The following is a 14762-nucleotide window of genomic DNA, read 5'->3' as shown; positions in this document are numbered from 1 at the left end:
CGCGCCGGACCGCCGACGGGGCGGCGAAGCCGTCGGCCTGCTCGGCCACCGGCTCGCGGCGCGACAGCGGTGGGGTGAGCCGGGCGCTCGCGACGGCCGGACCGGCGGCCGGAACGGGGGCGGTGACGGCGGCCGGGCCGGCGGCGAACGGTGGCGGGGCCGGTGCGGCGCTCGCGGCTCCGAGGCCCACGGCGAGCACCAGCGCGGCGATCGCCAGCCGGGTCAGCTCACGCAGGGAGCGCAGCGTCAACGACCAGAACGGGTCGACGGACGCTACGGAGGGCACCCGTCCAACCTATCGCCCGGGCCGGGCTCGTGCAGCGCGCCGACGACCTGGGATCGGGTGACCGCCGCCACGATGTCCGAAAAGGATCGTCGAGCGGGTGCGACGGCGCCTGCCGGGACCGACGCCGCACGTGCGACGGCCCACCCGGTGGTACGCCCGCCGGGTGGGCCGTCGTCGTGCTGGTGCGCGTCAGCTGTCGGTGCCGAGCACGGGCGGAGCGGCGGCGGCGCCGTCGCCCCAGACCATGTCGTCCTCCGTCAGCCAGGTCAGCCGGCCGTCGGCGTCGTCGTCGTGCGTGCCCCGGGTGCCGCCCAGGACGCCGGGGCGACCCGCCCCGCCGCGTGCGCCGCCCGCACGTCCCGTCCCGCTGGCCGCCCGGTCGCCGCCCTGTCGTGCGCCGTTGTCGAAGCGCCGGCCCATCCCGGTCGCGGACCGGTTGTCCGCCACCGGAGTGCCGCCGACGGACCGGACCGCCGAGGCCGGTGCGTTGCCGCTCGCGGCGAGGGCTCCGGTGCCGAGCACGCCGCCCGACGGTCCGAACTGGAGGCCCGGCCCGCCAGCCGAGGCCGTCGAGGTGCCGCCCAGCCCGACGGGACCCGTCGTGGGGGGCGTGCCGGTCAGTGCCGTGGCACCGGCGAGGGAGGTGCCGGCCGGGACGCCGCCGGGAACGCCGTCGGTCACGCCGCCGCCCGGCTGCCCGCCGCCGACGGCGCCCGGGACGAGCGTCCCGGTCGCGCCGCCGCCCGGTCCGGAGCTCGGCCGGTCGGGGGCCGCGACGGTGGCGCCGCCGGGCTGCCCGGCGAGGCCGGAGGTGGTCGGCGCGGCCGTCGGCGTGCTGGCGCCCGGGCCGCTGCGCGGGGGCGTCGAATCGCGGCTGGTCGTGCCCGGGGTGTCCGGATGCGGTGGCGGCGGCGGGACGAGCCGGCCGTACGCCGAGAGGTCGTAGCCGGCGGCCAGCTCGGCCACCACGTTGACCATGCGCTGGTGGGCCTTCTCCTGCTCGGCCTTGTCCTGCTGGTGCCCCAGCAGCCCGCCGACCACGATGCCCGGCACGCCGAACACGGCGCCCTTGGCCGCGCCGGAGAGCGCCTGGTCGTGGTCGTCGGTCTCGGCCGGACTCTCCGCCTGCGTGCGGGCGGTGCGCAGCTCGCCGGACATCAGGGTCAGGCCCCGGCTCACGTCCGCCATGCCCTCGCCGAGCTTGTCGGCGTAGTCGGTGACGAGCGTCAACCGCCGCTGGAACTCCTGCGAGGCCGAGCCCGTCCAGGTGTTGGCGAGCTTGTCGAGGTCGCCGCTGAGCTCGCGGGACAGCCCGTCGAGCATGCCCTTGAGCGCCGTCCACTGCGCGGCGACGCCGTCGATCTGGCCCGGCTGGCCGGCCATCACGGCGTCGTAGAGCTGCTGGTGGCTGACGTGCTGGTAGCGCTGGGTGTATTCAGACACGCGGATCCTCCTTCCGCTTCAACGCGTCGTCCACGCCGTTCAGCGCGGCGGCGATGTCGGCGGAGTTGGCCGCGTTGCGCTCCTCGGCGGTGCGGTAGTTGGCCAGGATCGTCGCGGTGGCGCTCTGCGCGGCCTTCACCGCCGCACGCAGCCGGTCGACCTGGTCCACGTAGGACTGGTGGATCTCGGAGTAGCGGCGGGAGTTCTCGGTGGCGTCGGCGAACGAGCCCAGCGCCGGGGGCCGGCACTGCATCTCGGTGCTCAGCTTCCGCAACGCCTTCTCCGCCTCGGTCAGCCGGTTGGCCAACTTCTGGTGGAAGTCTTCCAGGGACAGCAGGTCGACTGTCGTGCGCCCGGTCATGGCAGCATCCCCGTACGTCATCGTCGATAACCGTTGGCAGGGCTCAGGTTAGTCGACGGGTGCGACGCGGGCGACCCGCCACCGGCGTCGATCCGTCACGCGCGGGTCCGGCCCCGCTCGCGGGCTGACCTCAGCCGTCCGCTCCGGGGCTGGCGGACGAGCCGTCCGGCGAGGCCGGCGCGTCCGACGCCGGTTGCCCGGAGGGCGTCACCGGCGTACCGGACCGCTCCGGCCCGGGGCTGCCCGTCGGCTTCGCCGCGCCGGCCGACGGCTTCGCCGGGGCCGACGGCGCGGGGCCGGGCGCGAAGTGGGCGAGCGCGTCGTCCCGCGAGAGCGTCGGCCCCGTGGGCACGAGGGCCAGCAGCGACGCGGGTACGGCCAGCGGGGCGACCCCCTCGTAGCCCAGCGCCGACATGGCGCCGACGCCGAGCGGGTAGCGGACGCCCTGGGCGCTGATCAGGTGGACGGTGGCGCCGGGGGCGGCCGTGCCGCTCTCGCCGGACCCGGGCGTGGCCTGCACGAGCACGCCCTTGCCGCCGGGCAGCAGCACGCCCTCGGCGGTGCGCACGCCGTCGCGCGCGCTCTGCCGCACGGGCACCCCACCGGGCGCGGCCAGCTCCGCCGGCACCCGGTCGAAGACCTCCAGCGTGGTGGTGGGCGGCCCGCCGTCGGCGCCCGCCCGGTAGGTCGCGCAGACCGCCGTCCGGCCCGCGGTGACCGGGTGCAGCGCGGGCAGGGCCTGCGGCATCCCGGCCTCCTCCGCCCGCTGGTCGGTCAGCAGCTTGCCGGCCTGCGCCGGGGTGATGTCGGTGACCTGGCCGCCGTCGCGCAGCAGCAGCAGCGCGCTGATCTCGCCGATCGCGGAGAGACCCTCCCGGGTGAGCACGTAGTGCTGACCCGCCGCCCGGAAGACCTGACCGACCTTGGCCGGGCGCTCGGTCAGGGTGCTGGCCTCGTCCTCGCCGGCGATCGTCGGCTGCCGCATGACCGGCCCGGCCGGCACGGCGTTGAGCAGCTGCTGCCCCACGGGCAGGCGGGGCGCGTTGGCCATCCGCAGCGCGGCGAGCGCGGAGTCGCCGCCCGTCACCTGCAACCGCCGGTCGCCGGTGAGCAGGTGCCGCTGGCCGTCGGCCTCCACCAGCACGGCCCGGTCGCCGAGCGGCGCACCACCGGGCAGCGGGCGGTCGATCACCACCCGGGTGCCGGAGCGGCGGGGATCGGCCGGGTCCGGGACGTCGCAGACGGACCACGGCAGGCCCGTCAGGGACTTGCGGTCCGGCAGCGCGTCGGGGGCGCCGACGATGCCGACCGTACGACCCCGGGGCCGGTCCCGGATCGACGCCTGGGACATCGTGCGGACCTGCGGGGCCGGCTCGTTGATGATCAGTCGGGCCGAGGCGTAGTTGAGGGTGGGGTGCAGCTGCCCGTCGACGAAGACGTACGTCGCCCCGGTCTCCCGCTCGATCACCAGGGTGTTCGGCTCCAGCGGCGCCGTGTTGCCGGTGAACTGCCCGTACGCGCCGACGCCACCGAGCACCACGGCCGCGGCGATGACGCTGCCGAAAACCGCCATGCCGAGCCGCCGCATCGGCAGGTTGCTGGTCTCCGGGTCGCCCGACAGCAACGCCGAGACGATCCGGCGGGTGACGAAGCGGTACGCCTGCACCTGGTCGCGGCGGGTCCGCATGACTTACCTCCGGCGGGGGTGGGTCCGCGACGAGCAGGTCCGAGTCGGTGTCGCGGGCTTCCCTACGATAAGGGGCCGTCGACGGGTCACCGGGACCAGCGCCCGACCCGATCCGGCGGACGCTCCGCCGTCCAGAAAGGGACTGTCAGCGATGACGCACGTTCAGGCGCCACCCGGTCGTCCGGCACCGCAGCCGTCCGGCGTCGCCCAGCGGCCGGTCGTCCCGGCCGACCGGCGCGGCCGTGGTCGGATCGGGCCCGTGGCCGTGGGGCAGCTCGTGGTGCTGGAACTCTGCGCCCTGGCCGTCTGGGCGGCGCTGGGCGGGCAGGTCTGGCTGGCCGCCACCGTCGGGGTGCTGTCGCTGGCGGTGGTGGGCGCGGTCTTCGCCCGCCGGGGCGGCCGCTGGTGGTACGAGGACCTGCTGCTGCGCCGGCGGCTGCGGCGGCGTCGGGAGGCGGCCAGGAGCGCCGTCGCGGCGGGCGGCGGGGCCGATCCGAGGCTGGCACCCCTGGCCCCGGAGCTGACTGTGACCGAGCTCACGGACCGCGGCACCCGCCTCGGCATCGGGCAGGACGCGCAGGGCTGGTTCGCGGCGGTGGCGTTGCAGGGCCACGCCGGGGCGCCCGCCGGATCGGTCGACGCGTCGGTGCTGGACCGGGCGCTGCGCGTGCTCGCCGACTTCACCGGCCCGGTCACCCGCACCCAGGTCGTCTCGCACACCCTGGTCTGGTACCCGGCGCCGGGGGCGCCACCCGCGGCCCACCGGACGGTCTGGCTGGCGCTGCGGCTCTCCGTACGGGACGCCCGCGTCGAGACCGTCAGCCGGGGCGGCGGCATGCCCGGCGTGCACCGCACGCTCTCCGCCGGCGTCGGCCGGCTGGGCAAGGCGTTGACCGCCGCCGGGCTCGCCCACCGCCCCCTCAGCCGCGACGAGCTGCGCGCGGCGGTCGTCTCGGCGGCCGGGCTTGACCTGGCGCCGGCGCCGCCGGCGGAGACCTGGACGGGGCTGCGCGGCGGCGGCTGGACCCAGCGTTGCCTGGTCCTGCGGCCCCGGGCCGACGCGCCGTTCGGCCCGCTGGTGGACGCGGTGACGGCCACGTCCGCCCCCTCGCACACCCTGGCCGTCGTGGTGCAGCCGGGCGGGCGCGTCGCCCCGCCGATGCTCCGGGTGGCGGCGCTCGACGACCACGTGGAGGCGCTGGTCAAGGCGGTACGGGAGGTGGCCCGCCGGTCCGGCGCCCCGGCCCGCCCCGTGGACGGCCAGCACGGCCCCGGCGTCTACGCCACCGCCCCGGCCGCCACCACGATCACGACCCTGCACCCGACCGACTGAGGACCGGGGACGCCGAGCGCGGGTCAGGGGCGCAGGTTGACGATCCAGCCGTAGAGGCCGACGACCCAGAAGGCCAGCGGGACCAGCGCGATGATCAGCATGATCTCCACGATGTCCAGCAGCCGGCCCCAGACCGGGGAGATCCGCTTGCCGGCCACGGTGAGCCCGTAGATCAGGCTCACCACGGCCGCGAGCACCAGGCCGCCGAGGATCAGGCCGAGGCGTACCGCCGTCGAGCCGTTGCCGAACGTGGCGGCGGCGGTCAGGCCGAGCCCGGCCGTCCCGGCGAACAGCACCGGGGTGCGCTGGGCACGGCCCAGGAACGGCCGGGCCCGCAGCAGCGACAGCAGGGCCAGCACGAGGCAGAGCAGCACCGCCGGCAGGCTGCCGTGCAGCGCGAGCACGACCTGGGCGCCGAGCACCAGCAGCGACACCGTCCAGAGCAGGCCCGTCAGGAACCCGTCGGCCCGCTCGCTGAGCTGGAGGACCTGCCGGCCGTCCACCGACTCGGTGTCGCTCTTCAGGTCGTCGGGGCCGGTCGGGATGGACGGCACCGGCAGCCGGGCCAGCCGGTACGCCGCCATCGGCAGCGCCGGCACCGCGCCGAACGCGACCGCGGCGACGACGGCCGCCGCGGCCGGCGCGTCGGTGTCGAAGGCCAGGCTGACCACTGCGCCGAGGCCGGTGCCCGCGCCGACCGCGACCGCGCCGAAGAAGAGCGGAAGCCGGTCGCCGACGGCCAGCGCGGCCACCGCCGCGCAGAGCACCACCGCCGTGGCGCCGAGGAGCACGTGCGGGGCGCCCAGCCCGGTCAGCGGGCGGTCGCCGGCGAGCAGCAGCAAACCGCCGACGCCCGCGTACGCCAGGCCGACGACCCCCAGCACCGACCCGGTCGCGCTGTCGGCGGCGGCCCGGGACAGCACGGCCGCGGAGACCACCAGGGCGACCGCGACGACCAGCGCGGCCAGCGCGCCCGGCAGGTGCGGCGGCCCGGTGAACAGCGCCGCCACCGCGCCGGCGCCGAGCGCCGCGGCGGCGAAGAGCACCGCGAAGGAACGGGTGGTGCCGACCTGCCAGGCACCCGGGCGCTGGTTGGTGGCGGTGGCCACGGCGTCGACCACGTCGTCGAAGACGATCTCCGGCGCGGTGGCCGACCGGGGGTTGAAGTAGAGCACCTCGCCGTCGCGGACGCCGAGCTGCGTGGCGGTCCGGCCGCCGTCCAGCGGCTGGCCGCCCAGCCGGGCCAGGCTCCAGCCGCCGTGCCGCACCCCCTCGTCGGCCAGGTCCTCACCCGCGTAACGGAGCAGGGTCGGCAGCAGGTCGGCGAGCGGTACGTCCGACGGCAGCGCGAGGTCCATCCGGGTACGGGGGGCCACGATGGTGATCCGGCTCAGGCCGCCGGTCGCCGTCTTCGTCGCCACAGTGGCCTCCTCGCGCTCTCTACGATCACCCCTGGCCGGCGGCGCCGACGCACGGGTTCCTGACGCCCACGGGAGATTACCTACGATGGCGGGCACGTACGATGCCCACCCGACGACTCCGGTCGCTCGCCGAACTTCATCAGGGCCGCTTCTGGGGAGGAGACAGCCGTGAGCACGGTGGTGTTCCGCCGGCTCCCGCGTCAGCCGGGGCCTGCGCTGCCGCGAGGCGAGGTGCTGCTGGAGTCGCCTCCGGAGCTGCCCGAGCCCACCCCACGCGGGATGGGGCAGCTGCTGATGATCCTGCCGATGGTCTGCGGCGTGGGCGCCATGGCGTTCCTCTACGCCGGCCGGGGCGGCGGCACGATGACCTACATCGCCGGCGGCCTCTTCGGTGTCTCGATGCTGGGCATGGCGATCGGGTCGCTGAGCAACGGCAACAACGACAAGGCCGAGCTCAACGCCGACCGGCGCGACTACATGCGCTACCTGGCCCAGATGCGCAAGCGCACCCGGCGCGCCGCCGAGCAGCAGCGGGCGGCGATGGCCTGGCGGCACCCGGAGCCCGACGCGCTCTGGTCGATCGCCGCCTCCCGGCGGCTGTGGGAGCGGCGGATCACCGAGGACGACTTCGGCGAGACCCGGATCGCCACCGGGCCGCAGCGCCTGGCCGTGGAGATCGTCCCGCCGGAGACCAAGCCGGTCGAGGACCTGGAGCCGATGAGCGCCATCGCGCTGCGGCGCTTCGTCCGCGCCCACTCGAGCGTGCCGGACCTGCCGACCGCGCTCTCCGTACGGGCGTTCAGCCGGGTGGTGCTGCGCGGCGACCGGGAGCCGGTGCTCGACCTGACCCGGGCCGCGCTCGGCCAGCTCGCCACCTTCCACGCCCCGGACGACATGGTCGTCGCGATCGTCGCCGCGCCCGACCGGCAGCCGTCCTGGGACTGGGTGAAGTGGCTGCCGCACAACCACCACAGCGCCCGGACCGACGCGGCGGGCGCCCGCCGGATGGTCTTCGCGAGCCTCGCCGAGGCCGAGGAGGCGCTCGCCGGCGAGCTGGCCGGCCGACCCCGGTTCGCGCCGGAGGCGAAGCCGCTGACCAGCGCGGCGCACCTCGTGGTGGTCATCGACGGCGGCGAGGTCTCGGCGGCCTGCCAGCTCATGGGGCCGGGGCTGCTCGGCGCGACCGTGATCGACCTCTCCGGCACCGTGCCCCGGGACGCCGGGCGCTGGCTGCTCTGCCTCGACGTGGGCGACGGCAGCTCCCTCGAACTGGTCCGCGGCACCTCCTCGTCGCGGCTCGGTCGGCCGGACCGGCTCACCGAGTCCGCCGCCGAGGGGCTGGCCCGGCAGATCGCCCCGTACCGGCTGTCGCAGCAGCAGACCACGTCGGAGGAGCCGCTGGCGAAGAGCATGGAGCTGCCGGACCTGCTCGGCGTCGGCGACGCCGCCGCGGTCGACGTGCAGCAGACCTGGCGCCCGCGCAGCCACCGCGACCGGCTGCGCATCCCGCTCGGCGTCGGGCCGGACGGCAACGTGGTCGAGCTGGACTTCAAGGAGTCCGCGCACGAGGGCATGGGCCCGCACGGCCTGATCATCGGCGCGACCGGCTCCGGCAAGAGCGAGCTGCTGCGCACGATCGTCGGCGCGCTGGCGGTGACGCACTCCTCCGAGGAGCTCAACTTCGTCCTGGTCGACTTCAAGGGCGGCGCCACCTTCGCCTCGCTGGACGCGCTGCCGCACACCAGCGCCGTGATCACCAACCTGGCCGACGAACTGCCGCTGGTCGACCGCATGAAGGACGCGCTGGCCGGCGAGATGACCCGCCGCCAGGAGGTGCTGCGGGCCGCCGGCAACTACGTCTCCCGCTACGACTACGAGAAGGCCCGCGCGGCCGGCGAGCCGCTGGACCCGATGCCCAGCCTGCTCATCATCTGCGACGAGTTCAGCGAACTGCTCGCCGCGAAGCCCGACTTCATCGACCTCTTCGTGATGATCGGCCGGCTGGGCCGGTCGCTCGGCGTGCACCTGCTGCTGGCCAGCCAGCGGCTGGAGGAGGGCAAGCTGCGCGGCCTCGACACCCACCTGTCGTACCGGATCGGTCTGCGTACCTTCTCGGCGGTGGAGAGCCGGATCGTGCTCGGCGTGCCCGACGCGTACGAGCTGCCCAACGCCCCCGGCCACGGCTACCTGAAGACCGACACCAGCACCATGCTGCGGTTCCGGGCCGCGTACGTGTCCGGGCCGTACCGGGCCCCGGGGCAGGCCGCCGCGTCGTCGCGGGCGCTGGTGCAGCGCCGGATCGTCCGGTACGGGGTGGACTTCGTGCCGGTGCAGAACCCGACCCTGCCGGTGCCGGACGCGCCCGAGCCGGAGCAGCCCGCCGACGGCAAGGCCGTGGCGATGCTGGACGTGCTGATCGACCGGCTGAAGGGGCGGGGCCGCCCGGCGCACCAGGTCTGGCTGCCGCCGCTGGCGGAGCCGCCCGGCCTGGGCGAGCTGCTGCCGCCGCTGAGCGTCGACCCGAGGTACGGCCTCTGCACCGCCTCGTGGCGTGGTCGCGGGCGGCTGGCCGCTCCGGTCGGCATCGTGGACCGGCCGTACGAGCAACGCCGTGACCCGATGCTCGTGGACCTGGCCGGCGCGGGCGGCAACGTGGTGATCGTCGGCGCCTCGCTCAGCGGCAAGAGCACGATGCTGCGCTCCATGCTCGCCTCGCTCGCGCTCACCCACACCCCACGCGAGGTGCAGTTCTTCTGCCTGGACTTCGGTGGCGGCGCGCTGCGCAGCCTGGACGGGCTGCCGCACACGGCCGGCGTGGCCGGGCGGCGGGACACCGAGGCGGTACGCCGTACGGTGGCCGAGGTGGTGGCCGTCCTGGACGAGCGGGAGAACCGGTTCGCCCAGCACGGCATCGACTCGGTGGCGAGCTACCGCCGCCGCCGGGCGGCCGGGGAGTTCGCCGACGACCCGTTCGGCGACGTCTTCCTCGTCGTCGACGGCTGGAACACCCTGCGCCAGGAGTACGAGGAGCTGGAGCAGACGATCACCACCCTGGCCAACCGTGGCCTGGGCTTCGGCGTGCACGTGGTGCTGACCGCCGTGCGGTGGGCGGAGATCCGGATCAACATGCGGGACCTGCTCGGCACGAAGCTGGAGCTGCGTCTCGGTGACGCCAACGAGTCGGAGATCGACCGGCGGGCGGCGGCGAACGTCCCGACCGGCTCGCCCGGCCGGGGTCTGACCCGCGACAAGCTGCACTTCCTGACCGCCATCTCCCGGATCGACGGCCGGCGCGACATCGACGACCTGACCGAGGCGTCCATCGCCCTGTCCCGGCACGTCGCGGAGGCCTGGAAGGGCCAGCCGGCGCCGAAGGTACGGCTGCTGCCGCGCAGGCTGCCCCTCAGCGAGCTGGCCCGGGTCGTGGACCGCTCGGCGCCGGGCCTGCCGATCGGCGTCAACGAGTCGGCGCTGGCCCCGGTCTACCTGGACCTCGCCAACGAGCCGCACCTGACGGTCTTCGGCGACGCCGAGTGCGGCAAGACCAACCTGCTGCGGCTGATCGCGCGGGGCATCACGGAGCGGTACACGCCGGCGCAGGCCCGGCTGGTCATCGCCGACTACCGGCGCGGGCTGCTCGGTGCGGTCGAGGGTGACCACCTGCTCGACTACGCGCCGTCGAACCAGGTGTTCGCGCAGGGGCTCGCCTCGATCCGCAGCGCGCTGTCCAACCGGCTGCCCGGCCCGGACGTCACCACCGCGCAGCTGCGCGACCGCAGCTGGTGGAAGGGGCCGGACCTCTACATCCTGGTCGACGACTACGACCTGGTCGCCTCGGGCGGGAACAATCCGCTCAGCGCCCTGCACGAGCTGCTGCCCCAGGCTCGCGACATCGGCCTGCACCTGATCGTCACCCGGCGCGCGGGTGGCGTGGCCCGGGCGCTCTACGAGCCGGTCCTGCAACGCCTGCGCGAGCTGGACCAGCCCGGCCTGCTGATGTCCGGCAACCGGGAGGAGGGCGCGGTCTTCGGCACGCTGCGGCCGAGCCCGCAACCGCCCGGCCGGGGCACCCTGGTGCGCCGCCGCGACGGCCAGCAGCTCATCCAGACGGCCTGGTCGGAGCCGGCCTGAGGGGCGCCCACCGATGCGGCGGTCGGCGGGACCGCCCCGGTGTGACGGCATCCGGTAACCTGCGGCACGAGCGTCGCAGCCGACGAGAGGACCGTTTTGAGCACATCGTGGACGCCCGGCGGCATGGGCGGGGCCGGTCTGGAGGGCATCCTGCGTCAGGCGCAGGAGCAGCAGCGCCGGCTCGCGGACTTCCAGCGGCAGCGCGCCGAGCTGCGGATCGTCGGGGAGAGCCCGGACGGCCTGGTCCAGGTCACCGTCGACGGCGACATGAAGGTCGGCGACATCCAGATCGACGCCCGGGCGATGCGGCTGGACAGCTTCAGCCTGGCCGAGTCGCTCCAGGCCGCCATCGACGCCGCCTACGACGCGCACGCCGAGCGGCAGCGCGAGCTGCTGGAGGAGATGCTCGGCGGTGCCGACCTGGTCCGGCGGGCCGAGGCGGGCAAGGTCACCCCCGAGGAGTGGTTCCAGCAGTTCGGGGTGGATCTCAACGACCCGCTGCGCCGGCTGCGCGGCTGACGAGAGGGAGGGTCCCGTGGCCAACGTCGTCGACGTCGACGCCATCCGCAAGGCCGGGCAGAAGCTCGCGGCCGCCGACGGCCCGATGGCCTACCTGCGCAACGCGCAGCGGGCACTGGAGGGCGTCAAGCTGTCGGGCATGTCCATGACGCTGCTCGGCCTGTCCGCCGTCAGCGCGCACAACGATGCCGTCGACGGTCACCTCGACAACCTGCGCACCGGCGTCGAGCACCTGGAGAGGGCCGCCGCCAACCTCGAACAGAGCGCGCTCAACTGGGAGAAGTCGGACCAGCCCTGGGTGGTCAAGTGACCTCGCGGGTGCGGGACGTAGGGAGGGCTCGATGCCGGAGATCCTGATCGCGAATTCCTCGGGCTCGGTGGTGGGGACGCACAGCGTCGCCGCGCAGACCGCGCCGGTCCGCTCGCTGGCCGGGGCGGCCCGGGCCAACTGGGTGTGGCTGGTCGGCGCCGCCTTCCTGACCGCCGCCATCATCCACCTCGAGACGTTCGACAACGACGAGGTCAACCAGTCCATCAAGGAGTGGGGCGACGCGGCCCGCTTCCTGGGCGGCGACCAGTTCGGCGCGGCGCTGGAGAGCGTGATCCCGTCCAGCGAGGAGTGGGACTTCGACGACCGGGACGCGTTCGACGCCTTCGTGCAGAAGCTGAACGCCGAGATCGGGGCGCTCGCGGAGGCGCTCAACGCCAACAAGGACGCGCTGACCGCCGTCCGCGACCACTTCAACGCCTCGATCGACGCCCTGGTCGGCGCGCTGGTGCCGATCCTCATCGCGGTCATCGCGGCCGTGGCCCTCCAGGCGTTCCCCGCGACCGCGCCGCTGGCGCAGGCGATCGGGGTGGCCGGCCTCACCGCCACCGCGGCGATCCTCGGGCTCATCTTCACGGACATCGGCGCGCTGTTCTCCACGGTGGCGTCGGCGTTCCGTGGTAACAGTCAGTACAACTTCGTCTCGGACTCGCGCCCGGGCTGGGCGACCGGCGACGCCGACCCCGACATCCAGGACATCCAGATCGACTGGGTGCAGGACCCGGGCTTCTACCGGGCCTGACCGACCGGGCCGAGAGGTGGGGGCCACCGTGTGGCAGAGCATGTTGTTCGGGTACGCGCTGGTGACCATCCCGGTCTTCATCGTCCTGGGGCTGGTCGCGCAGCTCACCCGGTCGCGCCTGGCCCGCAGGGCGATGGAACTCGTCCTGCTCAGCGGGGTGGCGGCATTCGCGGTGGCCCTCGGCACCCTCGCCGACGACGCGGTGCAGTGGCTGCTCGCATCGATGCTCGCCCTGACCTTCGTGGTCGGGGTGGTGCTGCACGTGCGCTCGTACTCCCGCTCCGGATAGGTGCGAGGGGCTGCTCCGGCGGCGGTCGGGCGACCCACTCGGGGCAGGGCTGCGGGGCATGGACACCGTCCGCTACGGTCTTGACTGAGTGTCCGTCGGTGGGGTGATTGCCTTGCGGCGGGGGAGGACGCGGCGACTGCGCCGCCACAAGAAGACGGAAGGGTGTGAAGCATGGCGTTCGAGGTCGAAGCAGCGACTCTGCATACCGCCGCGGGTGACGTGCGCTCCACGCGCAGCGATGTCGACGGCGAGCTGAAGAAGCTGTGGAACGTGGTCGACGACCTGGCCATCGCCTGGAAGGGGCAGGCGTCCACCGGCTTCCAGTCGCTCATGCAGCGCTGGAACGAGGACACGGGCAAGCTGCTGACGGCGATGGACAACATCGCCGACCTGCTCGACAAGTCGGGTACGACGCACCAGGTCAACGACGAAGAGCAGCAGCAGATGCTGGACAAGTTCCACTCTGCACTCAACCCGTGATCCGCCGAGACGAGCAGAGGAGGAACTCATGAGCATCAAGGTCGACTACGCGGTCCTCGAGAGCAGCAACCAGCAGATGATGGCCATCTCGAAGACCATCGACGAGAAGCTGGACACGCTGCGTTCGATGCTGTCGAAGCTCCAGTGGGACGGCGAGGACCGTGCCGCCTACGAGCAGCACCAGGCGCAGTGGGACGCCGCCGTCCGGGATATCAACAAGATCCTGAACGACATCGGTGGCGCCGTGGGCATCGCCCGCGAGAACTACGTCAGCACCGAGATGAGCAACGCCAAGGCGTGGAACTGACACAGTCGCCGACGCGGCTCCGGTCCGGTTCGACCGGGCCGGAGCCGCGTCGCGTTGTGCGCCGATAGGTCCTGGGAGAATCATGCGTGCGGGCAAGCCTTCGCGGTCCAAGCTCCGGCTGGCCGTCGCGGCGCTGGCGGTGGTCGTCGTCGGCGCCGGTTCCGGTCCACTGGCCGCGCCGGCCCCGGCCCGCGCCGACACGGTGCGCGGCCTCCAGTGGTACCTCGACACCCTGAAGATCCCGCAGGCCCACAAGCTCACCAAGGGCAGGGGCGTGACCGTCGCGGTCATCGACACCGGGGTCAACCCCAACCTGCCGGACCTGCGCGGTCAGGTCCTGCCGGGCAAGGGCATCGGTTCCGGGACGGCGGCCGACGGTCGCCGCGACGACGACGCCAGGAAGGCCCACGGTTCGGCGATGGCCGGGATCATCGCGTCCCGGGGCGGTGGCGCGATGCGGCACCTGGGCATCGCCCCGGAGGCGAAGATCCTGCCCGTCGCGATGGGCGACTCCTTCGATTCGGCAGACCTCTCGAAGGGCATCCGCTGGGCGGCCGACGCCGGCGCCGACGTGATTAACATGTCCGTCGGGACGGGCACGGCGGCGACCCCCGACGAGATCGCCGCCGTCCGCTACGCCCTGGACAAGGACGTCGTGCTGATCGCCTCGGCCGGCAATCGGCTGCAGAACGACCGCGTCGTCACCAGCCCCGCCAACATCCCCGGCGTCATCGCGGTGACCGGGCTGGCGAAGAACGGCGAGTTCTTCGCGCAGAGCGCCACCGGTCGGGAGGCCGTGCTCGCCGCGCCGATGCAGGAGATCATCTCTCCCCGGTCCGCGTCCGTGTCGTCCAACGGTTACGGCATCGGCAGCGGCACGAGCGACGCCGCCGCCATCACCTCCGGGGTGGCGGCGCTAGTCCGCGCCAAGTACCCGGACCTCGACGCGGCCAACGTGGTGAACCGGCTGATCCGCACCGCCCGCGACCTGGGCCCGGCCGGCCGCGACAGTCAGCACGGCTTCGGCGCGGTCGACCCGCTCGCCGCGCTGACGCGATCGGTGCCGGCGGTCGACGCGCACCCGCTGCTCGCCGGCGCCCCGGACGGCGCCGCCCCGTCCGCGGGCGCGGCCACGCCGCAGAAGGACGACGGGCCGGCGGTGTCGATCAGCATGAAGAAGGACACCGGCGCGCTGGTGCAGGGGGCGCTCTGCCTGCTCGTGCCCGTCGCGTTGCTGATCCTCGTGATCGTGCTGGTGCGCCGGTCCCGCCGGAAGGCGGCCGTCGCCCGGCCCGGCCCGCCGGGTTACCCGCCGCCCGGCGGCCCGCCCGGCTATCCGCCGCCGGGCTATCCGCCGCCCGGCCAGCAGGCCGGTCCGCCCGGTTACCCGCCGCCCCCCGGCCACCCGCCGGCCGGCGGCGCCCCGGGAGGATCG

Annotated in this window: 14 protein-coding genes; 9 read left to right on the top strand and 5 right to left on the bottom strand. The window is 74.4% G+C overall.

Features of this window, described 5'->3' with window-relative positions; all coding sequences use genetic code 11:
- From F6X68_RS21745 to eccB, 4 genes are all read right to left on the bottom strand, one after another.
- On the bottom strand, positions 1-286 hold a 286-nt coding region (locus tag F6X68_RS21745; RefSeq protein WP_225852347.1), incomplete at its 3' end, for a hypothetical protein.
- A gap of 189 nt (positions 287-475) precedes the next feature.
- The gene (locus tag F6X68_RS21740; RefSeq protein WP_151456013.1) at positions 476-1729 is read right to left on the bottom strand and encodes a WXG100 family type VII secretion target; all 1254 of its coding nucleotides are present in this window, start codon (positions 1727-1729) and stop codon (positions 476-478) included.
- Positions 1722-2090, bottom strand: coding sequence for a hypothetical protein (locus F6X68_RS21735; RefSeq protein WP_151456012.1), 369 nt, complete (start codon positions 2088-2090; stop codon positions 1722-1724). The genes F6X68_RS21740 and F6X68_RS21735 overlap by 8 nt, the downstream gene beginning before the upstream one ends.
- Before the next feature lie 130 nt (positions 2091-2220).
- The gene (gene eccB, locus F6X68_RS21730) at positions 2221-3777 is read right to left on the bottom strand and encodes a type VII secretion protein EccB (protein ID WP_151456011.1); all 1557 of its coding nucleotides are present in this window, start codon (positions 3775-3777) and stop codon (positions 2221-2223) included.
- 259 nt (positions 3778-4036) lie between these two features.
- On the opposite strand from eccB, the gene F6X68_RS21725 reads away from it, so the two are divergent.
- Positions 4037-5110, top strand: coding sequence for a type VII secretion protein EccE (locus F6X68_RS21725; protein WP_225852346.1), 1074 nt, complete (start codon positions 4037-4039; stop codon positions 5108-5110).
- A 23-nt stretch (positions 5111-5133) separates the two neighbouring features.
- On the opposite strand, the gene eccD is transcribed toward F6X68_RS21725, so the two are convergent.
- A complete protein-coding gene (gene eccD, locus F6X68_RS21720) occupies positions 5134-6531 on the bottom strand; it encodes a type VII secretion integral membrane protein EccD (RefSeq protein ID WP_151456009.1) in 1398 nt (465 codons plus the stop codon).
- A 168-nt stretch (positions 6532-6699) separates the two neighbouring features.
- Between eccD and eccCa the strand changes: the two genes are divergently transcribed.
- The 8 genes from eccCa to F6X68_RS21680 all read left to right on the top strand — a co-directional run.
- Entirely contained in the window at positions 6700-10662 is a 3963-nt protein-coding gene (gene eccCa / locus F6X68_RS21715) for a type VII secretion protein EccCa (protein ID WP_151456008.1), read from the top strand.
- Positions 10663-10758: 96 nt separating this feature from the next.
- Positions 10759-11181: a YbaB/EbfC family nucleoid-associated protein gene (locus F6X68_RS21710; protein WP_225852345.1), complete on the top strand. Its 423-nt coding sequence runs from the start codon at positions 10759-10761 to the stop codon at positions 11179-11181.
- 16 nt (positions 11182-11197) lie between these two features.
- The gene (locus F6X68_RS21705; RefSeq protein ID WP_121396953.1) at positions 11198-11491 is read left to right on the top strand and encodes a hypothetical protein; all 294 of its coding nucleotides are present in this window, start codon (positions 11198-11200) and stop codon (positions 11489-11491) included.
- Between the two features lie 31 nt (positions 11492-11522).
- Complete coding sequence (locus F6X68_RS21700; protein WP_132231854.1) at positions 11523-12251, top strand: hypothetical protein; 729 nt, start codon at positions 11523-11525, stop codon at positions 12249-12251.
- A 16-nt stretch (positions 12252-12267) separates the two neighbouring features.
- Complete coding sequence (locus F6X68_RS21695; protein WP_151456007.1) at positions 12268-12540, top strand: hypothetical protein; 273 nt, start codon at positions 12268-12270, stop codon at positions 12538-12540.
- Positions 12541-12711: 171 nt separating this feature from the next.
- The gene (locus tag F6X68_RS21690; protein WP_089002280.1) at positions 12712-13020 is read left to right on the top strand and encodes a WXG100 family type VII secretion target; all 309 of its coding nucleotides are present in this window, start codon (positions 12712-12714) and stop codon (positions 13018-13020) included.
- Between the two features lie 28 nt (positions 13021-13048).
- Positions 13049-13327, top strand: coding sequence for a WXG100 family type VII secretion target (locus F6X68_RS21685; protein ID WP_101413905.1), 279 nt, complete (start codon positions 13049-13051; stop codon positions 13325-13327).
- An 82-nt stretch (positions 13328-13409) separates the two neighbouring features.
- The coding region (locus F6X68_RS21680) for a S8 family serine peptidase (protein WP_151456006.1) at positions 13410-14762 on the top strand (1353 nt) is incomplete at its 3' end.

It is taken from the genome of Micromonospora sp. AMSO12t, assembly GCF_008806585.1.
Lineage (GTDB): Bacteria > Actinomycetota > Actinomycetes > Mycobacteriales > Micromonosporaceae > Micromonospora > Micromonospora reichwaldensis.
This window is presented reverse-complemented; position numbering and strand designations above follow the sequence as displayed.